Source organism: Acidocella sp. KAb 2-4 (assembly GCF_020567705.1).
Lineage (GTDB): Bacteria > Pseudomonadota > Alphaproteobacteria > Acetobacterales > Acetobacteraceae > Acidocella.
In genome coordinates this window covers 1-21311 of the sequence record NZ_JAJDJU010000008.1, presented here as the reverse complement: position 1 = coordinate 21311, position 21311 = coordinate 1, and the positions used below count along the sequence as shown (strand labels likewise).

At 63.2% G+C, this 21311-nt stretch carries 18 protein-coding genes and 1 tRNA gene; 5 read left to right on the top strand and 14 right to left on the bottom strand.

Features of this window, described 5'->3' with window-relative positions:
• The first annotated feature begins 28 nt into the window (after positions 1-28).
• From dnaJ to LI953_RS07160, 5 genes are all read left to right on the top strand, one after another.
• Positions 29-1159 carry a molecular chaperone DnaJ gene (dnaJ, locus tag LI953_RS07180; protein WP_227075364.1) on the top strand — a complete coding sequence of 377 codons (1131 nt, stop codon included), beginning with the start codon at positions 29-31 and terminating at the stop codon, positions 1157-1159.
• Positions 1160-1307: 148 nt separating this feature from the next.
• Positions 1308-1838, top strand: coding sequence for a glycine zipper family protein (locus LI953_RS07175; RefSeq protein ID WP_227075363.1), 531 nt, complete (start codon positions 1308-1310; stop codon positions 1836-1838).
• Positions 1839-1866: 28 nt separating this feature from the next.
• Positions 1867-2697, top strand: coding sequence for an energy transducer TonB (locus LI953_RS15575; RefSeq protein WP_227075362.1), 831 nt, complete (start codon positions 1867-1869; stop codon positions 2695-2697).
• A 39-nt stretch (positions 2698-2736) separates the two neighbouring features.
• The gene (recJ, locus tag LI953_RS07165) at positions 2737-4506 is read left to right on the top strand and encodes a single-stranded-DNA-specific exonuclease RecJ (protein ID WP_227075361.1); all 1770 of its coding nucleotides are present in this window, start codon (positions 2737-2739) and stop codon (positions 4504-4506) included.
• A 38-nt stretch (positions 4507-4544) separates the two neighbouring features.
• Positions 4545-4620 (top strand) — tRNA-Glu (locus LI953_RS07160).
• Positions 4621-4811: 191 nt separating this feature from the next.
• On the opposite strand, the gene LI953_RS07155 is transcribed toward LI953_RS07160, so the two are convergent.
• The 14 genes from LI953_RS07155 to LI953_RS07090 form a co-directional block, all read right to left on the bottom strand.
• Positions 4812-5915 (bottom strand): TQO small subunit DoxD, encoded by a 1104-nt coding sequence (locus LI953_RS07155; RefSeq protein WP_227075360.1) that lies wholly within the window; start codon positions 5913-5915, stop codon positions 4812-4814.
• A gap of 33 nt (positions 5916-5948) precedes the next feature.
• Positions 5949-6941: a substrate-binding domain-containing protein gene (locus LI953_RS07150; protein WP_227075359.1), complete on the bottom strand. Its 993-nt coding sequence runs from the start codon at positions 6939-6941 to the stop codon at positions 5949-5951.
• Positions 6942-6964: 23 nt separating this feature from the next.
• Positions 6965-7786, bottom strand: a complete 822-nt coding sequence (locus LI953_RS07145) for a transcriptional initiation protein Tat (RefSeq protein WP_227075358.1) — start codon at positions 7784-7786, stop codon at positions 6965-6967.
• A 174-nt stretch (positions 7787-7960) separates the two neighbouring features.
• Positions 7961-9070, bottom strand: a complete 1110-nt coding sequence (locus LI953_RS07140; RefSeq protein ID WP_227075357.1) for an ABC transporter permease — start codon at positions 9068-9070, stop codon at positions 7961-7963.
• Positions 9071-9074: 4 nt separating this feature from the next.
• Positions 9075-10187, bottom strand: coding sequence for an ABC transporter permease (locus tag LI953_RS07135; protein WP_227075356.1), 1113 nt, complete (start codon positions 10185-10187; stop codon positions 9075-9077).
• Positions 10184-11959, bottom strand: coding sequence for an ATP-binding cassette domain-containing protein (locus tag LI953_RS07130; RefSeq protein WP_370635774.1), 1776 nt, complete (start codon positions 11957-11959; stop codon positions 10184-10186). The genes LI953_RS07135 and LI953_RS07130 overlap by 4 nt, the downstream gene beginning before the upstream one ends.
• Entirely contained in the window at positions 11943-13001 is a 1059-nt protein-coding gene (locus tag LI953_RS07125) for an efflux RND transporter periplasmic adaptor subunit (protein WP_227075354.1), read from the bottom strand. The genes LI953_RS07130 and LI953_RS07125 overlap by 17 nt, the downstream gene beginning before the upstream one ends.
• A 119-nt stretch (positions 13002-13120) precedes the next feature.
• Complete coding sequence (locus tag LI953_RS07120) at positions 13121-14404, bottom strand: MFS transporter (protein WP_227075353.1); 1284 nt, start codon at positions 14402-14404, stop codon at positions 13121-13123.
• Between the two features lie 24 nt (positions 14405-14428).
• Positions 14429-15583, bottom strand: coding sequence for a dihydrolipoamide acetyltransferase family protein (locus LI953_RS07115; protein ID WP_227075352.1), 1155 nt, complete (start codon positions 15581-15583; stop codon positions 14429-14431).
• A 2-nt stretch (positions 15584-15585) separates the two neighbouring features.
• Positions 15586-16599: an alpha-ketoacid dehydrogenase subunit beta gene (locus LI953_RS07110; protein WP_227075351.1), complete on the bottom strand. Its 1014-nt coding sequence runs from the start codon at positions 16597-16599 to the stop codon at positions 15586-15588.
• Positions 16596-17831, bottom strand: a complete 1236-nt coding sequence (locus LI953_RS07105; protein ID WP_227075350.1) for a thiamine pyrophosphate-dependent enzyme — start codon at positions 17829-17831, stop codon at positions 16596-16598. The genes LI953_RS07110 and LI953_RS07105 overlap by 4 nt, the downstream gene beginning before the upstream one ends.
• A 105-nt stretch (positions 17832-17936) precedes the next feature.
• The gene (locus LI953_RS07100; protein WP_227075349.1) at positions 17937-18680 is read right to left on the bottom strand and encodes a glycoside hydrolase family 16 protein; all 744 of its coding nucleotides are present in this window, start codon (positions 18678-18680) and stop codon (positions 17937-17939) included.
• Positions 18681-18818: 138 nt separating this feature from the next.
• Entirely contained in the window at positions 18819-19724 is a 906-nt protein-coding gene (locus tag LI953_RS07095) for a glycosyltransferase family 2 protein (protein ID WP_227075348.1), read from the bottom strand.
• Complete coding sequence (locus LI953_RS07090; RefSeq protein ID WP_227075347.1) at positions 19721-20824, bottom strand: glycosyltransferase; 1104 nt, start codon at positions 20822-20824, stop codon at positions 19721-19723. Before LI953_RS07090 ends, LI953_RS07095 begins: the two co-directional genes overlap by 4 nt.
• Positions 20825-21311 lie beyond the last annotated feature (487 nt).

The window sequence follows — 21311 nt, the reverse complement described above, 5'->3', positions numbered from 1 at the left end:
GCAGCAGGTTTAGGAACACAGCGCCGCCATGGCCAAACAGGATTATTACGCCACGCTGGGGGTGGAGCGCGGCGCCAGCGCCGATGAGCTGAAAAAGGCTTACCGTAAGCTGGCCATGCAATATCACCCGGACCGCAATCCAGGCGATGCGAAAGCGGAAGAAAAATTCAAGGAAATCAACGAGGCCTACGACGTCCTCAAGGATGATCAGAAGCGCTCCGCGTATGACCGCTACGGCCATGCGGCCTTTGAAAACGGCGGCATGGGCGCTGGCGGCGGCATGGGCGGCGGCTTCGGCTTCGAGGGCGGGCTCGGCGATATCTTCGAGCAGATGTTTGGCGGCGGCGGGCGGCGCGGCGGCGGAGCCCAGACCGGGGCGGACATCAAGGCTGCGGTCGAGATCGACCTGAAGGAAGCCTTCAGCGGCACCAAGGTGAATGTGCGCGTCACCACGCGCATGACCTGCGATGCCTGCTCGGGCTCCGGCTCAGCCGATAAGAGCGGCTCGGAGACCTGCGGCACCTGCGGCGGCGCTGGGCGCATCCGCGCGCAGCAGGGCTTCTTCCTGGTCGAACGCACCTGCCCCACCTGCGGCGGCTCGGGGCGCGTGGTGCGCAACCCCTGCCGGGTGTGCAGCGGCGCCGGCACGGTGCCGCGCGAAAAGACGCTCTCCGTGCAGATCCCCGCCGGTGTCGAGGATGGTACGCGCATCCGCCTATCGGGCGAGGGCGAGGCTGGCGCGCGTGGCGCGCCGCCGGGCGATCTCTATGTGCATGTCGCAGTGCGCCCGCACCCCATCTTCCAGCGCGACGGCGCCAATATTTTCTGCCGCGTGCCACTGCTGATGACGCAGGCGGCGCTGGGCGGCGAGATCGAGGTGCCGACCATCGACGGCACCGCCGCCAAGGTGAAGATTCCGGCCGGGACGCAATCGGGCGATCAGTTCCGGTTGCGCGGCAAGGGGTTCTCGGTGCTGCGCTCCACCCAGCGCGGCGACATGTATATCCAGGTGGCGGTGGAGACCCCGCAGAACCTCACCCGGCGCCAGCGCGAGCTGCTGGAGGAATTCGCGCGCGAGGCGAATGGCCACAAGGCCGGCAGCCCCGAGCATGAGGGCTTCTTCGCCAAGGTGAAGGAATTCTTCGAGGGGCGCGGCTGAAGCGCGGCATCTTGTTGCCGCATTCGGCCGTTAATCGAGGTTTCGCTACGAATTGTAAGCACCTGGATTGTTTGCGTTGCGGCATGCCGTCCGGGGGCCTAAATTCGGGAGCGGGAAGATACTGTGCCCTCACGCGGGAGTACCAACGATGAGAAAACATGTTCTGGGCCTCGCCATGCTACCCCTGCTGACGCTCGGCGCCTGCACGGTGGCGCCGCCCAGCGGGCCGACAGTGGTGGCCATGCCCGGCCAAGGCAAGAGCTGGCCGCAATTCCAGCAGGATGATTACGACTGCCGCGCCTATGCGCAGTCGCAGGTTGGCAATGCCGGGCGTGTGGCGGCGGACGCACAAAACAATTCGGCGAATACCGCAGTGGTGGGCACGCTGATTGGCGCCGCCGCGGGTGCCGCGCTCGGCTCGCTGAGCGGCAATGTCGGCGCCGGCGCCGCGGTGGGCGCCGGCGCCGGTTTGCTCGGCGGCGCCGCCGTGGCAAGCAATAACACCCAGGCTACTGCGGATTCCCTCCAAGGCCGCTATGACGTGGCCTACGCGCAGTGCATGGTGGGTCATGGCGAGACGATTCAACAAGGTCCGGGAGCGATGGGCTATGCTCCGGCCTCCTCGGGATATTACTACGCTCCCCCGCCTCCGCCCGTTTACTACGCGCCATACCCTTGATGAGGCCGCTGCCGGGCTTCCCGGCGGCGTGGCCGATTTCACGGCCGGCGAGCGCTTGGCCGCACCGGAAGGGCGGCCGCGCTGGCACCCCTGGGCCTGGGGGACGGCGTTGCTGCTGCACGTCCTGGCTCTGGCGGTGGTGCTGTTTGTGCGCATGCGCCCGCCGGTGCAGGCAGCCCAGAGCCCGCCAGGCATCTCCGTGGTGTTCGACAATGGTGGCAGCCCGGAGGCAACCGCACCGCCCGCCCCGCGCCAGGGGCCGCCACAGCAGGCCGAAGCGCCCCCTCCTGCCCCGCCGCCACCTCCGCCGCCCCAGGCACAAGCCGAGGTCAACCTGAATGTGCCGCAAAGCCCGCTGGCCGCGCTGCCGCAGCCGCCGAAAGCGCGGCACGCGCCCGTGCAGCCGCGCCACGCCCCGGCGCGTCGGTATATGGTGATGAACGACATGTCGTATGGCAGCGGCACAGCCACGGCTACGCCCGCACCGACGCATGGCAAGGCGCTGAACCTCGCCTTGCCGCAAAACGACGCCCAGGCCGTAACCGGCTCGGATTTCGCGGTGCACGGCAATGCCGGGGCTGACTGGGACGCCGCCCTGACCAAATGGGTGAATGAACACGCCTATTATCCGCAGGCGGCGGCGGAGCAGGGGCAGCAGGGCACGGCGGAGGTGGAATTCACCGTGGACCGCCAGGGCCATGTGACCGGGCTGCGGTTGCTGCGCTCAGCCGATTCGCCGTTTCTGGATCAGGCCTGGGAGCTGCTGTTCAGCGAGAACACGCTGCCCCCCTTCCCGCCCGACGCCAAGGACGATCACGTGACCGTGGACTACACGGTGCACTACCAGCTGATCCCGTAACGCTTGCCTCGACTCGCATTCCCCGGTTCAACGGGGTGGATGGATGATCACGCGTTTGGGATAGAACAAAGTCTCACCGGGCGGCGCTGGGTGTGGCGCACGAATGTTCAGGACCGGCTGGGCCAGCTTCTCGCGCAGCAGCACGGCATGCCGGAGCTAATGGGCCGCCTGCTCGCCGCGCGCGGTGTGCGCCCGGAGCATGTATCCGATTTCCTCGACCCGACCTTGCGCGCCTTGCTGCCCGACCCCTCCAGCATCGTGGATATGGATGCCGCCGCCGCGCGCCTGGCTGACGCGGTGATGGATGGCGAAACCGTCGGCGTGTTTGGCGATTACGACGTGGATGGCGCATGCAGCGCGGCGCTGCTCGTCACCCTGCTGCGCCTGCTGGGCAGCAATGTGGTGTATCATGTGCCGGACCGTATGCTGGAAGGCTACGGGCCGAACGCCAACGCCCTGCGCGGCATGGTCGAGCGCGGGGCGCGGCTGCTGGTTTGCGTGGATTGCGGGACAGCGGCGCATGCGGCCTTCGCGCCGCTGCACAACGCCGCCGATGTCGTGGTGTTCGACCACCATAAATCGGAGGGCCCGCCACCGCCGATCCGCGCCCTGGTCAACCCCAACCGGCTCGACTGCACCTCCGGCCTCACCAATATCTGCGCCGCCGCCGTCACCTTCGTCGCCTGCGTGGCGCTGCTGCGCACGTTGCGCAAGCGCGGCTTCTTCAGCAACCGGCCGGAGCCGGATCTGCGCGAATTTCTCGACCTCGTGGCCCTGGCCACAATCTGCGACGTGATGCCGCTGACTGGGCTCAACCGCGCCTTCGTGACGCAGGGGCTGCGGGTGATGGCGCGGCGCGCACGGCCCGGCATCGCGGCGCTGATGGATGTCGCCAAGCTCACCGAGGCGCCCAACGCCATGCATTGCGGCTTCGCCCTGGGGCCGCGCATCAACGCCTCGGGCCGCATTGCCGAGGCTGATATGGGGTTGCGCCTGCTGCTGGCCGATGATGCGGCGCTCGCCGCCGAGCTGGCCCAGGCGTTGGACGCCGTGAACCGGCAGCGCCAAGCGGTGGAGGCGGCCATCACCTCTGACGCCATGGCCCAGGCTCAGACGCAGGTAGAGGCGGGGCATGGCGTGATCCTGCTCGCGCAGGAAGGATGGCATCCCGGCGTGGTCGGAATCGTCGCCGGACGGGTGAAGGAGAAGTTTAACCGCCCTGCCCTCGTCGCCGGCATCACCGATGGCATGGCCAAGGGCTCTGGCCGGTCGGTACCGGGTATCGATCTGGGCGCGGCGGTGATCGCGGCGCGCCAGAGCGGGCTGCTTGCCACAGGTGGGGGCCACGCCATGGCGGCGGGATTCTCGGCGCCCGAAGCGGCCCTGCCGGCGCTGCATGAATTTCTGGGCACAAGGCTGGCCCAGGCGACGGACCTGCCCGCCACGGCCGAGCTGATGCTGGATGGCGTGCTGGGTGTGGCGGGAGCCGACGCCACGCTGGCCCAGATGGTGGCCAAGCTCGGGCCTTTTGGCACCGGCAATGCCGAGCCGCTCTTCGTGCTGCCGCGCGCGCGCGTGGTGAAGGCAGACCGCATCGGCAAGGATGGCGGCACAATTCGCGCCATGGTCGAGGGCGAAGGCGGCGGGCGGCTGAAGGCTCTACTGTTCCGCGCCAAGGAAGGACCGCTGGCCGAGGCCCTGAGCCGCGTAGGTGGCGCGCCGCTGCATCTGGCCGGCTATCTGCGCGCTGAAAGCTGGCAGGGCCGGGTATCCGCAGGTTTTTTCATTACCGACGCCGCCCCCGCTTGACGAGAAGCGCCAAGCATCGTAGCAGACGCCCACCTTTAGTCCCGTTCGTCTAGAGGCCTAGGACGCTGCCCTCTCACGGCGGTAACAGGGGTTCGAATCCCCTACGGGACGCCATTCTCGAACATAAGTAATAACTTAAGCCGGTATGCTGGGCAGGTCGCTCAGCGCGGCGCGGGCCAGCAGGGCTTTGGGGCCCGAGAGCTTGTTTCCTGCTTGCTGCTGACAGCCTCATCCACAAACAGCCTGATTTAGGTTTTGCACATCTTGCGCCGCAGCCATGCTCCATTTCTTATCGTGTTTTCACCTTATGGCGTGGTGAGCGTAAGCGGCATGGTGAAGACCCGTCCATTCACCGATGTGAGCCTCAGGCTGTAGCCATTGCCGGTCAGTGCCGGATGGTTTGACAGAACCGATGGCAGGGCGATGGTGGCCGCCGCGCCCATGCCGCTGACGATTCCATATGGCCCCGCCCGGAATTGCTGATAGGGGAAATCGTTCTTGAAGGCGGTTTTCGGAAGGTTGGTCAGCGCCGCGGTATCCCAGCTTTCCACGAGATTGCCATTTTGCAGCAGCGCTGCCTCTACGATGTGGGCAGGCTCCTCCGGTGTTCCTGCGTTAAGATAGGCATGGAAGCTGATCCTGCCATCCGGCGTCAACACGCCGTTGCTCAGCGCATAGCTGTGAATGGTGGGGCTGGTCGGGCCGCTATGGAATGGGGTCACCACCGAGCCGCGATAGTAACTGTAGGTGCCGACATTGAACGCCACCGTGAACGCGAACAAGGCAAGGGCCAGATTGCGGTACGCGCCCGCCTGGAGCGGGAGCGGCAAGCTGCCGCCGAGCCAGCGGAACCACGCCTTGTCGGCAAGTGCGGGGTTGGCCCGCAGCAGGGCGTTGTCCAGCGAATAAGCGCCGCTGCCGACCAAAGCGAGCGCGGCGCCCATGCCAAGATTGGCCGCCGCCATCGTCCATTCGTCGATACAGGTTGCCCCTTGCCAGCCAAACATCAGCATCAGGGAGATGGAAAGCCCGATTGTCACCACAGCCGCCGCCCGCGTGAACAAGCCCGAGATCAGCATCATCCCCGAGATCAGTTCAACGGCGCTGAAGATGATCACGCTGGCGTAGAGCAGCACGAAATGGTTGAGCAGATAAGCGATGACATGGTCTGTGCCGAGCAGCGCGCCGGGCATGGCCGTCTGGAATTTATAGGCCATCCAGTGCCCATGCGGGTTGAGTTTCTGCGGGCCGTAGATGAAGCGCCGTGATCCGCCGCCCCAATAAATGAACCCCTGGATAAAGCGCACCGCGAGCAGCCCGATCGCGGCATTGCGCCAGCCGGAATTGTCGATGGAGCCGCTTTTGCTGGAGGGAGCAACTTCTGCCGGCTCCATGAATGGCGTAGACATTCAGCTAACCTTTTTTATGTTGAGCGCGCAGGCTTAAGACTGTCCCGTATATGGCTTAAAGCCGTAATGTTCGAAGATGGCCAGGGCGGTGGGCGAGTGTATGAACGACAGCCATGCCTTGGCGGCGTCAGGATGCGCCGCTCCCTTCACAACGGCGCCCGCGTAAATAGCTGTGGCATTATCGGCCGCGGGAATGGGAACATCGCTAATCGGGTTGCCGATTTCCTCCTGAAAGATCGCTTCGGATTTCCAGGTGACACCCGCATCCGCCAAGCCCTGCATCAAAAATAGCGGGGTTTGCCGGTGATGAATATGCGTCAAAATCGTGGTCCCGTTCGTCACGCCGGTCTGATAAACCTGAGTCTCCAGCGCATCCCCGCCCGCTTTGCGCAGCGCGGCTTCGATCTGTCTGGCGATTCCCTCATAGGCTGGATTGGGCATGACGAGCCTGACGCCAGGCTTGCCAAGATCGGCCAAGCTCTGGATGTGTGCGGGGTTACCTTTCGGGACCATGATGGTTAGATCATTGGTCACATAGGGCACCGCCGGCGCGCTCAAAACGCCGCTATCGATCAGCGCTTGCACCTTCTTCAACCCGGCGAAATAAGCATCCGGCTTCACCGTGAAAGTCATGTTGCCGGATGTGAAAGTCCCGCCTTTCTGCATGACCTGTACCAACATTCCAGGCGGGATGGTCACATAAAATATACGCCCCTTGTACTGCGGATTGGCTGCCTCAAACGCCGCAACCAGGGGCGCCATGGCAAAATAGTAATTGCCACCGACATAAAGAACCAGTTTTGGATTCGACAAATCGCCGTGGAAATCCACCATGTTATCAACTTCGGGAACCGTGAAGTTGAAGCCCTTGTTCAGCGCGTCATTATTCGCGCCGTGCTGCCAGGGCGGAAACACCTGGCTGTTATCGAGGGGCGCTTTGGTCTGCGCGCCGGCGGAAAGCGGCACCGCCGAAAGCAATGCCAGAGCCAGAAGCGCCCTGAAGCCTTTCATCGAGGTCCTGATCATGAAACGCCATCTTTCAACGAGAATCACGCCGCAACGGCATAATGGAATCCGGCGCGCTGTAATTCGGGAATCGTGCCGACAGTGCCGGGGCTCAGAATAGCGCCCGGAATCAGGTTGTTGGTCAATTCAGCGGCCAGGGCCTCGTGTGAGAGTCCATCCGGATTATTACCAGCTTTCAGCAGCGCCCCGCTGAATTCCCATATGGCATTATGGCAAGCGACGAACACCACGCCTCGCTGCTGCAATACCGTGATGCTGTTAGCGGCCGGAGAGAACGGGCCGGCCGGATTCTGGATATCCGACACGCTGCCCTTGGCGGCTGGCGGAACATCGATCAGCGTATTGGACGCGAATTTTCCGCCGGTGATCGCGGTGAGCTTGTATTTGTCCCAGATCGCCTGCTGATAAAGCGCGAGATGAGCGGTGGCATGTGTCGCCGAGACAATTAGAAAGTCAGGATGCTTCCAGGCATAGATTTCGACATTGAGCGAATTGCGCATCAGGTTGAGCCAGGGACCGGCGAGATCGGTGTTGTCCCAAACCTGCTTGGGGCCGCCGCGATACGCGAGAACAGCGTTTAAAGCCTCGCTATCCCACTGCGCCGGCTCGGTGAGAATCATCGGCACGGTGCTGAACTGGCGGCGGCGCGGCAGGGCCGCGAGTTGTTTGGTCAGCGCCGCCAACGTGGCCCCTGTGCCTGCGATCAGATCGGAAGAGCCCGTCTCCGCCGCCTGGCTTGACCGTGCCGAAGCGGCGGCAAGCCCAACCGCGCCAAGCGACAGACCAGCCCCGCGCAACAAGTCCCGACGGTTTGCGGCCCGGCCATGAGTCTCATTCTGTGACATTGTGCATTTCCTTACTTTGATCGCCGGCCCCGGACGGACAGGAGCGTAGCGGCGCTTTTCTACCGTTAACGAGCTTACAGCAGGTTTAAGCACATAAATAATTCATTATTCTTATTAAACTAATCCAATATAGTTATTGATTCGCGCGGCCACTCCGCCAGCGCCATCAATTTCTCAAACCACGCGCTTGCGAAAGAGCCATGCGGCGGCGGTTAGGCTGCACAAGGCGAGCGCGGCCATGGCGGCGTAATCGAGTGAAAGAGACGAAAAACTCGGCTGCTCCAGAAAGCAGCGGCGGATCACGACCAGCACATATCGCATCGGGTTGACCAGGGTGAGAGCCTGAACCGGCGCGGGCATATTGGCGATGGGCGTGGCGAAGCCGGAGAGGATGATTGAAGGCACCATGAACATGAACGCGCCGAGCAGGGCTTGCTGCTGTGTCGTGGCAAGGGAGGAGATCATCAGCCCGATACCGGTGACCGCGGCGATAAACAGGAATAACCCCGTGTAGAGCTGCAATAATCCGCCATTGAGCGGCACGCCAAACCAGAACACGGTGGCGAGGATGATGACCGTGCCTTCCGCCAAGCCGATGATCAACCCCGGCAGGCTCTTGCCCAGCAGGATATCGAGCGGGCGCAGGGGCGTCACCAGGATCTGATCGAAGGTTCCCGCCTCCCGTTCGCGCGCCACGGACAGGCCGACGACCAGCAGCGTCACGATCTGCGTCAGCAGGGCAACAATGCCAGGGATGATGAACCAATGGGAATCGAGATTCGGGTTGAACAAGGCATGCGGCTCCAGCCGCGCGGGGGGCTCCGCGGCGCCATGTCGGGCCGCCCAGGCCGCACTGGCATCGGCAATGACGCTGTTGGCATAACCCAAAATCAGCAAAGCGGTGTTCGAATTCCGGCCATCGACGATGATCTGCACGGGCGCGGGCTGGTTGGTCAGCAGATTGCGCGAGAAGCGCGGATCGATATCGAGCACCATCTCGACCTCGCGGGAATCGATCAGTGCCCTGATCCGCTCGGGGCCATGCAGGACCGCCACCTCCTGAAACGCCCGTGATCCCGCGAAATCCGCCACCAGATCGCGCGAGATGGCGGAATGATCCTGGTTATACACGGCGAATGGCACGTGGTTGAGGTCGAAGCTGGCCGCGTAACCGAACACGATGAGTTGGATCAGCGGCGGGCCAATCAGCACCGCGCGGCTTTTACCGTCGCGCAGAATGGCGAGAAACTCCTTGATCACCAGGGCGAGGAGACGAGCCAGCATCAGATCAATCCAACCGCTTGCGCGCCACCAGACGGGCGACCCCAAGAAACACCGCCGCCATGACAGCCAGGGCGAACAGATTGGGCAACACCACCGACCACACCGTGCCCGCCAGGAATAGCGTTTGCAGAATGGAGACGAAATAGCGTGCCGCGACGATATGCGTCACCAACTGGATGGGCGGTGGCATGCTGGAAATATCGAAGATGAATCCCGAGAGGATGAAAGCCGGGAGGAAGGTTGTGATGATGGCGATCTGCCCGGCGACAAACTGATTTTTGGCGACGGTTGAGATCACCAGCCCCATGCCGAGCGAGGCGAGCATGAACAGTGAGGCGGCCAGCCCCAGCACGAGTGGCGAACCCCGCAACGGCACGCCGAACAATGTTACCGCGATCAATACGGACACCACCATGCCGCCCATGCCGAGCAGAAAATAAGGGATGAGTTTCGAGATCAGGATCTCATGCATACTGATCTTCGTGACCATCAGCGCCTCCATCGTGCCGCGCTCCCACTCGCGGGCGATGACCAGCGCGGTGAGCAGCGCGCCGGTCAGCGTCATGATCACCGCGATGAGCCCCGGAACCAGGTAATCACGGCTGCGCACCGCCGGGTTGAACCAGATGCGCGGCTGCACGGCGATCGGCGCCGGGTTGGCGCTCCCCGTCTGCTGCGCGCCCCAGATCGTCCAGCTCTGTTGCACGTAGTTTTCGATGATCCGGGCATTATTGGCATCTGTGCCATTGACGAATAGCCCGATGGCCGGATCATGGCCGGCGCTGAGTTGGCGGGCGAAATTGGCGCGCAGCCAGACGAAGCCCTCGATCCTTCCATCCGCGAGCGCCGTTTGCGCCGTCCCAGCATTGGAAAATTCCTGCGGCACGAAATAGGGGGATTGGCGAAATTGCGCGGTGAGGCTGGCCGCCGCGGCGCTTGGCTGCTCAACCACCAGGCCAAGCGTGACATGCCGCGCATCGAGCGAGACGCCGAAACCGAACAGCAACAGCAATACCGCGGGCAGAATGAAGGCGATGGCAATGGAAGACGGGTCCCGCAGGATTTGCAGGCTCTCCTTGCGGATCAGTCCGCGCAGCCGCATCGCGCGCTCGTTCATGCCGCCGCCTCCACGGTTTTCGCGTTATCCGCCATGATCAGGGCGATGAAGGCGTCTTCCATGGTCGGCTCGGGCAGGCTGGCGCTGCGGGTCGCGGCCTTCAGTTCTTCCGAGGTGCCCGTGGCCAATATCCTGCCCTGCGCCATGATCACCAGGCGGTCACAATATTCAGCCTCCTCCATGAAATGCGTGGTCACCAGCACGGTCACGCCGCTTTCAGCCAGGGCGTTGATGCGCCGCCAGAATTCGCGCCGCGCCAGAGGGTCCACGCCCGATGTCGGCTCGTCGAGGAACAGCACATCCGGTTCGTGCATCAGCGCGCAGGCCAGCGCCATGCGCTGCTTGAAGCCGAGCGGCAGGTCGCGGCTGGTGACATCGGCGCGCGGCCCCAGTTCGAACTCGCGCAGCGCCCAATCCAGCCGCGCCGCGCGGCGTGCCCCGGTCAGTCCATAGGCGGCGGCGAAGAAGCGCAGATTCTGCGCCACGCTCAGTTCACCATAAAGCGAGAATTTCTGGGCCATGTAGCCCAGCCGCCCGCGCGCCACGGCGGCGGCATGGTGCAGGTCGAAGCCGTCGACCTGCAAACGCCCGCTGCTCGCCGGCAGCAACCCGCAGAGCATGCGGAAGGTGGTGGATTTCCCCGCCCCATTGGCGCCCAGCAGGCCGAAAATCTCGCCCCGGCGCACGCTGAAGCTGATGCCATCCACCGCGGCAAAGCCGCCGAAGCGTTTGACCAGGTTGCTGACCTCGATCACCGTTTCGGCCGTTCCCGCCTGCGCGGCCTCCGCCACGGGGACGATGCCGCCCCGCGCGCCGGATCTGGCCCGCAACAGATCGACGAAGCGGTCCTCGAAGCGGGGGGGCACCGGGGTGATGGTGAGCCCCGAAAAACCTGGGAGCTGCACCGCCTCAGGCGCCATCCCTGGCTCCAGCACCACACGCACCGCCTCGCCCTGAATCACCGCGTCCGTCACCCCCTGGACCGTTGCCAGGGCGGCCTGCAAGGCCCGCTTCGAGCGCCCCGGCAGGCGGAAATGAAAGCTGCGCCCCGCCATGGCCTGGGTGAACCCGCCTGGCCGTCCCGCCCCGATCAACTGGCCCTCATGCAGCAGCAGCACCTCGTCGCAGCGCTCCGCCTCGTCGAGATAGGCGGTGGAGAGCAGCACGCTCATCCCCGCCTTGCGCACGAGGTGGTCGACGATCTCCCACAACTCGCGGCGGGACACCGGATCTACCCCGACGGTCGGCTCGTCGAGCAGCAGCAGCCGGGGCGCGCGAATGAGCGTGCAGGCGAGGCCCAGCTTCTGCTTCATGCCGCCCGAAAGCCGGCCCGCCAGCCGGGCGGTGAACGGGGCAAGCCCGGTCATGTGCAGCAATTCGCGGTATCGCTCAGGCCGCGCCGCGGTGGCGACGCCCTGCAGATCGGCATACAGATCGAGGTTTTCCTGTACGGTCAAATCTTCGTAAAGGCCGAAGCGCTGCGGCATGTAGGAGAGCATGCCCTGCACGGCCAGCGGATCGGCGCGCACATCGGTACCGAAGACCCGGACCGACCCGGCATCGGCGCGCAGCAGCCCGGCGATCAGGCGCATCAGCGTGGTCTTGCCCGCGCCATCGGGGCCGATCAGCCCGGTCACAAGCCCGGCCGAGGTTTCCGCACTAACCCCGTCAAGCGCGGTAACGAGGCGCTTGCCAGCGCGGAACCGCCGGGTGAGCCCGGCAATCACCAGAGGCTTGCCGATGGCCGCCCCCGGCTCAAGTCCCGGCGCCATCGCCGCCGCACCCTCCGCCCCCCCGCGCCGCCCCCTGGCGGTCATGCTGGGCGAGGTCGATCGTCACCGTCGCCGGCATGCCCAGCCGGAGCTGGCCTTGTGGCGCGCAGGCATATACGCGCACCTGGTACACCAACTGCGCGCGCAGATCCGGTGTCTCCACATTCTTCGGCGTGAATTCGGCGGTGGGGGAGAGATAGCCAATCCAGCCGTGATACACCTTCCCCGGATAAGAATCGGTGGTGATCTCCGCCGCCATGCCGAGCTTCACATGCCCGAGATCGCTCTCCGGCACATAGGCCCGCACCCAGAGCGGATTGGTGAGCGCGATGACATAAACAGGTGTCGCGGGCGACGTCATGTCGCCCGGCTCCTGCACCCGTTCCTCGACGATCCCAGCGGCGGGGGCGTAGAGTTTGGTGTCCTGATACTCCTGCGCGGCCAGGGCGGCGCTGGCCTGGGCGGCGTCATAGGCGGCCTGGGCGGCGGCGATATCCTCGGCGCGCGGCCCCTTCACAGCCAGGATGTAAGCCTGCTTCGCCGCCTCGTAATTGCGTTCAGCGTTCAAAAACGCCGCCTCCGCGTCGTCCCGCTGCTGCAGGGTGCCGGCGCCGCTCAGGGCCAGGGTTGCGTAACGCTGGTAGTTCGCCTCGTCGTTGCGGTAAACGATGGCCAGCGCGTCCATCTGCGCCTTGGCCTGGGCGATTTGCTCGGGCCGCGACCCCGCCAACAGCGCCGCCAGCACCTGCTTCTGGTTGGCTGCCTGGGCATTGGCGGCCGCTAAAGCGTCGGCGAACCGTCGGTCATCAAGCTGGGCGATCAATTCGCCCTGGCGCACCGCGTCTCCCTCTTGGACCAGAAGCGACTCTATGCGGCCGCTATCGTTAAAGGCCGCATTCACCTCTCGGATATCGACATTGCCATAAAGCGTCAGGCTCGACGCCGCCGCGGTTGGCCAGAAGGCGCGATATGCGGCGCCTGCCGCCGCGCCACCGGCTAGAACCACAAAGGCAGCCAGGATGATCCGTTTACGCTTGGTCACGTTAAATACCCACCACGGCAGCTATGGTGCCGATTTTCCACGCAAATCGCCCTCCATGCAATCCGTGGACGGCAATTCCGGCGCCACCAAGGGCGCGGGGGCAATCCTCCAGCAAGGCGTTACGCCCGGCCTCGCGGCAAGGCGCGCCACAATACGGGAAGCGCCGCCACCTGCACCGCCACGGAGAGCGCCACCAGCAAGGGGAGGCTGATGGCGTACAGCATGCCCAGCACCACGCTCCCGGCAAGCCATGCCGTCCCACGTATCGCATCAAAAAGACCGTAAGCGGTCGCGCGTTGTGCCGGCGCGACGAAGCTGCTGAGGATCGCCTGGAAGATCGTATCCTGTGTCGCCATGCCCATGCCCCAGAGCAGCACGCCGCCCACCGCCAAACCCGCGCCGCCCAGGAACACAAGCGGCACCGCGAGCGTGGCGAACGAAACCCCCAGCATGGCAATGGCCATGCCAAACCGGTCGAGCAGCCGGCCCAGCGCGAGCGCAAAAACGCCGTCCGCCGCCATGGCCACAGCGTAAAGCGCCGGTATCCAGGGGAGCGGCACAGTATGCGCTTTGGCAAAATGAAACCCGATCAGCGCAAAATCGGCAAACCCGGCCGCGACCAGAGCGGCGGCGATGGTCAGCCGCCGGAAGGGAGGGCCGAAACCGCTCCAGGCTGAGATATCGGCTTCACCTACCTCCAGCTCAAGCTTGCGCGGATCGGGATAGCGCTGCCGGGCGGCGGCCAGCAGCGCCAGCGAGGCGAGCGCGGGTAGCGCCAGTAACGCGAAGGCATGGTGAAACCCGCTGCCCGCGCCGATGAGCAGGGCGACCAGCAAGGGGCCGGACATGCCGCCTGTCTGGTCAAGCGCCGTGTGTAGGCCAAACCCCCAACCCACGCCGGTGCGGGTGGCGGCGTGAGAAAGCATGGCGCCGCGAATCGGTGCCCGTACGGCCCGGCCCGTGCGCTCCGCGATCAGCAGAGCCGCCGCCAAGGGCCAAGAGTTCACCAGCGCCAGCATCGGCACCGAGAGCAGATTGACCACGTAACCCATCCCCATCAACAGCCAGTAACGTCCGCTGCGGTCGGCTGCGCGGCCTGAGAGATAGCGCACGCTATAGCCAAGAAATTCGCCAAACCCGGCGACGGTGGCCACCGCCACCGCCGGGGCGCCGAGAACAGCCAGAAACGGCCCCGCGACACTGCGCCCGCCTTCGTAGGTCATGTCGGCAAACAGACTGACGCAGCCGATCAGAACAATGAATGTCAGTGCCTTTCGCCGCTCCCTTCCATTCTCCATTCTAAAATTCACCTCGCCAGTTGGCTCGATATTATCCTGGACCGCCGCGGCGGGCGCCAACGCCGTCGGCCAGCGGAAGATCATGCCAGCATGCAGATCGCGCATGGGGCGCGCACGGGATGATATGATTCATGCCGCCAAAGCCTCCGGATGTTCCAATATTTCCCGCAACAATTGGATGAAACTCGCGGCTTCAAATCCGTCAATGACGCGGTGATCGAAGGATGCCGATAGATTCATCATTGTGCGGATGACGATCTGCCCGCCCCGTACCACGGGGCGCTGCGCGAGCTTGTTCGGGGCGATGACGGCGACCTCAGGCGCGTTGATGATCGGGGTGGCGGCGAGCCCGCCCAGCGCGCCCAAACTGCTCAGGGTGATGGTCGAGCCGGTCAGCTCCTCGCGCGTGGCGCGGCCCGCGCGCGCGGCCTCGGCCAAACGCGCCACCTCGCCCGCCGCGCCCCAAATGTCCAGCCGTTCGGCGTGGCGCACCACCGGCACCAGCAGCCCAGCCGGGGTTTGCGTGGCGACGCCGATATGCACCGGCTCAAACACGCGCAGCACGCCGGCTTCACCGTCGTAGCGGGCGTTGAGCTGCGGGAAACGCGGCAGCGCGCTTACCAGGGCGCGCATCAGGAAAGGCAGCAATGTTAGCTTCGGCTTGTCCGTGGCGCGGCCCGCATTGAGCGTAGCCCGCAGCGCCTCCAACGCCGTCATGTCCACCTCCTCGACATAGGTGAAATGCGGGATGTTGCGCTTGGACTCCTGCATATGCACGGCGATCTGGCGGCGCAGACCGACGATCCTCACCTCGCGCATGCCCGGTTCCGGCGTCGCGCGGGCCAGGACGGCATCGAGATCGGCGGCGGTGATGCGCCCGCCAGGGCCGGTCCCCGGCACGGTGCGCAGATCCACCCCGTGTTCGCGGGCACGGTGGCGGGTGGCCGGCGAGGCCAATACGCCGCCGCCGGCCGCCGGAGGGCTTGGGGAATGAGCCGCGGCGGCTGGCGCGGGTGGCCGGGGCGGCGTTTCGGCGGGGGCGGCTTCCACCTCTAGCTCCACCAGCGCCGCGCCGACGGCGATCTTCTCCCCCGGCGCGCCATGCAGCGCCAGCACCACGCCGGCGATGGGGGCCGTCATCTCCACGGTGGCCTTGTCGGTCATCACCTCGGCCATCAGCTGATCCTCAACCAGGCGCTCGCCCTCGGCCACATGCCAAGCGACGAGTTCGGCCTGGGTCACGCCCTCGCCAATATCCGGCAGCCGGAACACGTAGCGCGCCACGGCTAAGCCTCCAACGCTCGGCGCAGCCCCTCGGCCACACGCTGCGGACCGGGGAAATAATCCCACTCGAAGGCGTGCGGGTATGGCGTGTCCCAACCGGTGACGCGGGTGATCGGCGCTTCCAGCCGGTAGAAGCAGCGCTCCTGCACCAGCGCCGAAAGCTCCGCCCCGAAGCCGGAATAGCGCGTCGCCTCATGCACGATCACGCACCGGCCAGTCTTGTTCACCGAGGCGGTGATGGTGTCGATATCCAACGGCACCAGGCTACGCAGATCGATCACCTCGGCATCAATGCCGCTCTCCTCGGCCGCGCGCAGGGCGACATGCACCATCGTGCCATAGGCCAGCACGCTCACCGCCCTGCCCTGCCGCCGGATGGCGGCGCTGCCCAGCGCCACCTTGTAGTAATCCTCGGGTACCTCGCTGCCCTCCTGCCCGGTCCAGGGGCGCGCGGGCTGGTCGTGGCGGCCATCGAACGGACCGTTATAAATGCGTTTGGGTTCCAGGAAGATCACCGGATCATCATCCTCGATGGCGGAAATCAGCAGCCCCTTGGCGTCGTAGGGCGTGGCGGGGATCACGGTCTTCAACCCGGCGACATGGGTGAACAGCGCCTCCGGGCTGGCGCTATGCGTCTGTCCCCCGAAGATGCCGCCGCCATAAGGGGCGCGCACCGTGATCGGCGCCCAGAATTCACCGCCCGACCGGTAACGCAGCCGCGCCGCCTCGGACACCAGCTGATCGTAGGCGGGCAGGATGTAGTCGGCGAATTGGATTTCCACCACCGGACGTAAGCCATAGGCGCCCATGCCGATGGCGGTGGCGACGATGCCGCCCTCGGAGAGTGGCGTGTCGAAACAGCGCGTGGGACCGTGCTTGGCCTGCAAGCCCTCGGTGGCACGGAACACACCGCCAAAATAGCCGACATCCTCGCCGAAGATGAGCACGTTGGGGTCGCGCCCCAGCATTACGTCCAGCGCCGAATGGATCGCCTGGATCATCGACATCTCGCTCATGGCGCCACCTCGCATTCGCGCCGCTGCTCCAGATTCCGCCAATCCGGCGTTTTGAACACATGCTCGAACATCTCGCGCTTGGGCGGCGGGTTTTGGCCGAGCGTGCCCAACGCCTCGCCCGCCTTGGCCGCGGCGCGCACCTCTTCGTGCAATGCGCGGGCCAGCGCCTCGTGCTGCGCCTCGGACCATTCGCCCAGCGCGATGAGATGCGCCTTCAGCCGCTCGATCGGGTCGCCCAGCGGCCAGGCGCGAGCTTCATCGGATGGGCGATAGCGAGAGGGATCGTCGTTGGTCGAATGACCGGCGACGCGGTAGGTGACGAACTCGATGAGCGTGGCGCCGTGATTGGCGCGGGCGCGCTCCGCGGCCCATTGTGTGGCGGCGTAAACGGCCAGGAAATCATTGCCGTCAACACGCAGTCCGGGCAGGCCATAGCCGATGCCGCGCGCCGCGAAGGTCGTTTCCTCGCCGCCCGCAATGCCCTGATAGCTGGAAATGGCCCATTGGTTGTTGGTGACGCATAGAATGACCGGGGCGTGGTAGACCGAAGCGAACACCATCGCCTCGTGGAAATTGCCCTCGGCGGTGGTGCCATCGCCGACAAACGCCATCGCGATCTTGTCGTCATTCTTATAGGCTGAGGCCATCGCCCACCCCACCGCATGGCCAAACCGGCTGCCGACATTGCCCGCCAGCGAATAGAACCCATAGTCGCGCGCCGAATAAAGCAGCGGCAATTGCCGCCCGCGCATCGGATCCGCCGCATTGGAGAAAATCTGGTTCACCAGATTGGCCAGCGGATAGTCCCGCGCCATGAGGAAACTGACCATGCGGTAGGTAGGAAAGCACATGTCGCCCGGCAACAGCGCCAGCGAGGGCGCGGCGGCGGTGGCCTCCTCGCCCGTGGATTTCATATAAAACGACGTTTTGCCCTGGTGGTGAGCCGCGAACATGCGGTCGTCAAAAAATCGGGTGAGCATCATGGCCCGCAGGCCGCGGCGCAGGGTCTCGGGGGCGACATGCGGCGCCCAGGGGCCGATGGCGCGGCCATCCTCGGCCAGCACGCGGATCAGGCTGTAGGGCATGTCACGCATTTCAGCCTCGGGCGTCAGGATGTGGGGGCGGCGTGCCGCGCCTGGCTCCGGGAATGTTAGGTAGCTGAAATCTGGTTTCTCGCCCGGGCGCGCGTGAGGGGCCGGGATATGCAGGCTAAGCGGCGGCTGGTTGCGCATGGCTGGCCTCGTTGTTGGGTGGCTTCCTCGCCTTTCCAACAGCATAGACCTGTGCCCCGTGGGTGGGGCAATGTTTTTTATTCAGTCAAAGGCGTGTCAAGCGCCTCAATCCCACGGCTTGTCGCGCTGCCAGACCGTGATATCCCTGATCCGCATGACAATGGGCGATTTCAAACCTGCGATCGGCCATCCGCCACCCAAAGCAAGATCTGCCAATATATACATCGGCTGCTGGTACTCGGGCGGCGTCGGCGTCGACCAGAACTCCCGCCGATTGAGATAAAAGCTGGTCGTTTGTGGGGTGATCAGCACGCCAAACTGGTTGAAACCCGCGGAGAGCTGCCCGGACGGCACCTCTGATTCGAAGGCGCGAAGATATTTATTCCGCCCATTCACCCAGACATGCTCGGTTGTGTGAAAATAACGCGGGAAACCGCCGTAATATTCGACAACATCAATTTCCGCGGCGGCCGTGCGCTTGTCGGAACCGATCAGCCAAAACGCTGGCCATGTGCCCATGCCATCGGGCAGCTTGGCCGTCATCTCGAAATACCCATATTTTTGGGTAAAGCCGGCTGTCGGATTATTATCCGCCCAGGCCGAGCAGATCAGACCGGAGCGCCATTTTCCGTCTGTGCCTTTACTGGCGATGATCTCCAGACCATCAGGGGACGATTTGAAGACACCCGAACTAGGGTCGGCAAATATCGCATCCCCGAAATCGCCATGCCAGGGCGTGTGCGTGATCCAGCGCGCCCCCGCCCCTTGCGCGTTAAGACTGAGGCTTGAAAAATCGTCAGAAAAGGTAGCGTGATAGCCAGACAAGTCCATTTGCTGTGGCGGTGGCATTATCTGCGCGAAAGCCGCAACCCTAGGCGCTATAAGACCTATACCAAAGACCGCACCAAGCCGCACAAAACTCTCTACAAATCCACGTCTTCCAAAGCAGTTCATCTTGCGCACATTTGTTCCCTTGCACATTGCCGCTCAGCCTTGATAGCGCGTCGAGGGTAGCGCCATTGGGTCCACCTCACCGCGCAGGAGAAAAAGAAGACCGGTCCAATTCCCGCAAAGCCGGCCCCATCGGTCAACGTAGGGCTCGGGACGCAAGACTTTTACGTGATTTGCGATAAGGTTCCGGGCAATCAGTACCAGGGCCTTGCGCCAAGTCATCGTTCCCTTCCTAACCAGGTAAACCGGATTGATGATCTGTGAATACCCAAGATCCTCACCGCGGCCGCGGGATTTCTTGACACCGCGATGTACACCGGCAAAGGCATTCGTCCGGATCACTTTACCGACCTTTGCAAGCTGGCCGGCGAAATCCATGTCTTCTTGCCATCCATAACGTGGCAAACGTTCATCGAAACGCCGCGTGCCAATGGCAGCACAGCGAAACGCCATGTTGCAACCATAAGCACACAGAAAGTCCTCATTCAGTAGAGCAGGCTTTGGCTTCTTCTCATAATCCATGAGGATATCCAAAGCCTCTTGATAATCCAGCCCAGGACCGTTAACGCCATCCGCCAACACACGGCCCGTAACACCAACAACATCCGCATGTTTTTCAAAGAATCTCCACACGCACTCCAACGAATCCCGCGCAGGAAGAAAATCATCGTCGTAAAACAGGACAACATCACAAGACGATTGTATGAGATCAAGCCCACGATTTCTCTGCGCCGGCAATCCGGCTGGTCCTTCGACGATTTTGATCCCCTGCCGTATGCTACACCTAAGCTCATTTGGCAGATCGCCTGTATTATTAATTGATAGTACAATCTCTGCTGGTTCCACGCTTTGCTTTCTCAGGGCTTCAAGCAACTGCCTCACCTCTTCGGGGCGCCCGACTGACGCAACAATAACTCCAATGCGCGCAGGTTTGTCCTTCATAATCCCATACGCCTCGGCAAATTCTCAACACCGGCCGCCTTATCTACCTGCCGGCCCTGCGCGACACCGAGCGCCACCAGCTTCTCCCACATGGCCTTGACGAAGGCCTCATGACTAAATTTTTCCGCCCAGTTTCGGCAGTCGCTTGGATCAAAACGCAAGACTTCAAACCTATTCACCGCCGCGCAAACCGCCGCAGGTGTCTGCTCAGAAAAAAACAGCCCCGTCGCTGGAAGCCCAACCGGATTTCCCGCCACCAGGACAGTCTCCAACGCGCCACCCGCGCTATAGGCAATCACCGGCGTGCCACAGGCCTGGGCTTCAACGGGCAGAATCCCGAAATCTTCCTCCGCAGCGAACACAAAGGCCCTAGCGCGCTGCAGATAATCGCACAGAACCGCGTCGTCCTGATATCCCAAAAACACAACATTGCCGGCTGCGCGCGCGCGAAGTTTTGTCATCTCGGGGCCGTCTCCGATGACCACCAGCCGTCGGTCGGGCATACGCGAAAATGCATCAACAATGATATCGATCCGTTTGTATGGCACCATCCGGGAGGCCGTTAGATAGAAATCGTCTTTATCACGCCGCATCCCAAATGTATCGATCTTTACCGGCGGATGTACGACTACCGCCTTGGCTCCATAAACCTTCCTAATCCTTCGCGCTATGTACGACGAGTTCGCAATAAATAGATCGACACCCGCAGCGGTTCGAGCATCCCACAAGCGGATATAATGCAGCAGAACCCGCGCCATTACACTCTTAAGCCCCGTCATGAGGCCTGCCTCGTGCAAATATTGATGTTGCAAATCCCACGCATATCGGATCGGCGAGTGGCAATAGCAAACATGGATTTGCGCTGGCCCGGTTAGAACCCCTTTTGCCACTGCATGGCTACTCGAAATGATCAGATCATAGCTGGACAGGTCGAATTGTTCAGCAGCTAGCGGCATCAGCGGCAAGTATGATCTGTATCGCCGCGCTGCAAAAGGCAACTTCTGAATAAAACTGGTTCGCGCTCTTTTACCATTTAACTTGCAACGATCTTCGTCGGACAAGAAGTCGATGATTGCAAATAAATCAGCGTCGGGGAACATCGACAACAAGGACGCCAGGACCTTCTCCGAGCCCCCGAAGGTCACAAGCCATTCGTGGATAATCGCGACCCTCCTCCCAGTCATCTGCCACAATCCCCGAGGCTAATACGAATACCTTCATGGCAAACTCCCCCCAACGCGTGCAATTGCCCATTTGTACATCATACACAAGGCACAGAAAGCCGCTCTTAACCAAATTGCGAAGTGTTCCTGTCTGCAATCACGCATTAGGAATAAATCACGTACTTATGGAGGGCATTACCCGAAAATTCCCGCCCTTCCGCCGCCATCCGAAACTTTCCAATGGAGGGCCATTATGACCGACGAGGAATTTCTGGACCAACTACACAGCGTGTTCTCCTTTGTATTCAATTATGACGGCGGGCCACTCACAATGAGTATGACCTCAGAGGACATCCCCGCGTGGGATTCAATGTCCAACATCACGCTCGCAATTGAACTCGAACACCACTTTGGTATTAAAATC

Bases quoted from the DNA above. Each gene is read 5' to 3' on its own strand.
- LI953_RS07095 (WP_227075348.1), bottom strand. From the start codon at position 19,724: ATGAAGGACAAACCTGCGCGCATTGGAGTTATTGTTGCGTCAGTCGGG.
- dnaJ (WP_227075364.1), top strand. From the start codon at position 29: ATGGCCAAACAGGATTATTACGCCACGCTGGGGGTGGAGCGCGGCGCC.
- LI953_RS07140 (WP_227075357.1), bottom strand. From the start codon at position 9,070: ATGCTGGCTCGTCTCCTCGCCCTGGTGATCAAGGAGTTTCTCGCCATT.
- LI953_RS07150 (WP_227075359.1), bottom strand. From the start codon at position 6,941: ATGATCAGGACCTCGATGAAAGGCTTCAGGGCGCTTCTGGCTCTGGCA.
- LI953_RS07100 (WP_227075349.1), bottom strand. From the start codon at position 18,680: ATGCCACCGCCACAGCAAATGGACTTGTCTGGCTATCACGCTACCTTT.
- LI953_RS07155 (WP_227075360.1), bottom strand. From the start codon at position 5,915: ATGTCTACGCCATTCATGGAGCCGGCAGAAGTTGCTCCCTCCAGCAAA.
- LI953_RS07110 (WP_227075351.1), bottom strand. From the start codon at position 16,599: ATGAGCGAGATGTCGATGATCCAGGCGATCCATTCGGCGCTGGACGTA.
- LI953_RS07145 (WP_227075358.1), bottom strand. From the start codon at position 7,786: ATGTCACAGAATGAGACTCATGGCCGGGCCGCAAACCGTCGGGACTTG.
- LI953_RS07090 (WP_227075347.1), bottom strand. From the start codon at position 20,824: ATGTTCCCCGACGCTGATTTATTTGCAATCATCGACTTCTTGTCCGAC.
- LI953_RS07130 (WP_370635774.1), bottom strand. From the start codon at position 11,959: ATGGCGCCGGGACTTGAGCCGGGGGCGGCCATCGGCAAGCCTCTGGTG.
- LI953_RS07135 (WP_227075356.1), bottom strand. From the start codon at position 10,187: ATGAACGAGCGCGCGATGCGGCTGCGCGGACTGATCCGCAAGGAGAGC.
- LI953_RS07175 (WP_227075363.1), top strand. From the start codon at position 1,308: ATGAGAAAACATGTTCTGGGCCTCGCCATGCTACCCCTGCTGACGCTC.
- recJ (WP_227075361.1), top strand. From the start codon at position 2,737: ATGGATGATCACGCGTTTGGGATAGAACAAAGTCTCACCGGGCGGCGC.
- LI953_RS07105 (WP_227075350.1), bottom strand. From the start codon at position 17,831: ATGCGCAACCAGCCGCCGCTTAGCCTGCATATCCCGGCCCCTCACGCG.
- LI953_RS07120 (WP_227075353.1), bottom strand. From the start codon at position 14,404: ATGCGCGATCTGCATGCTGGCATGATCTTCCGCTGGCCGACGGCGTTG.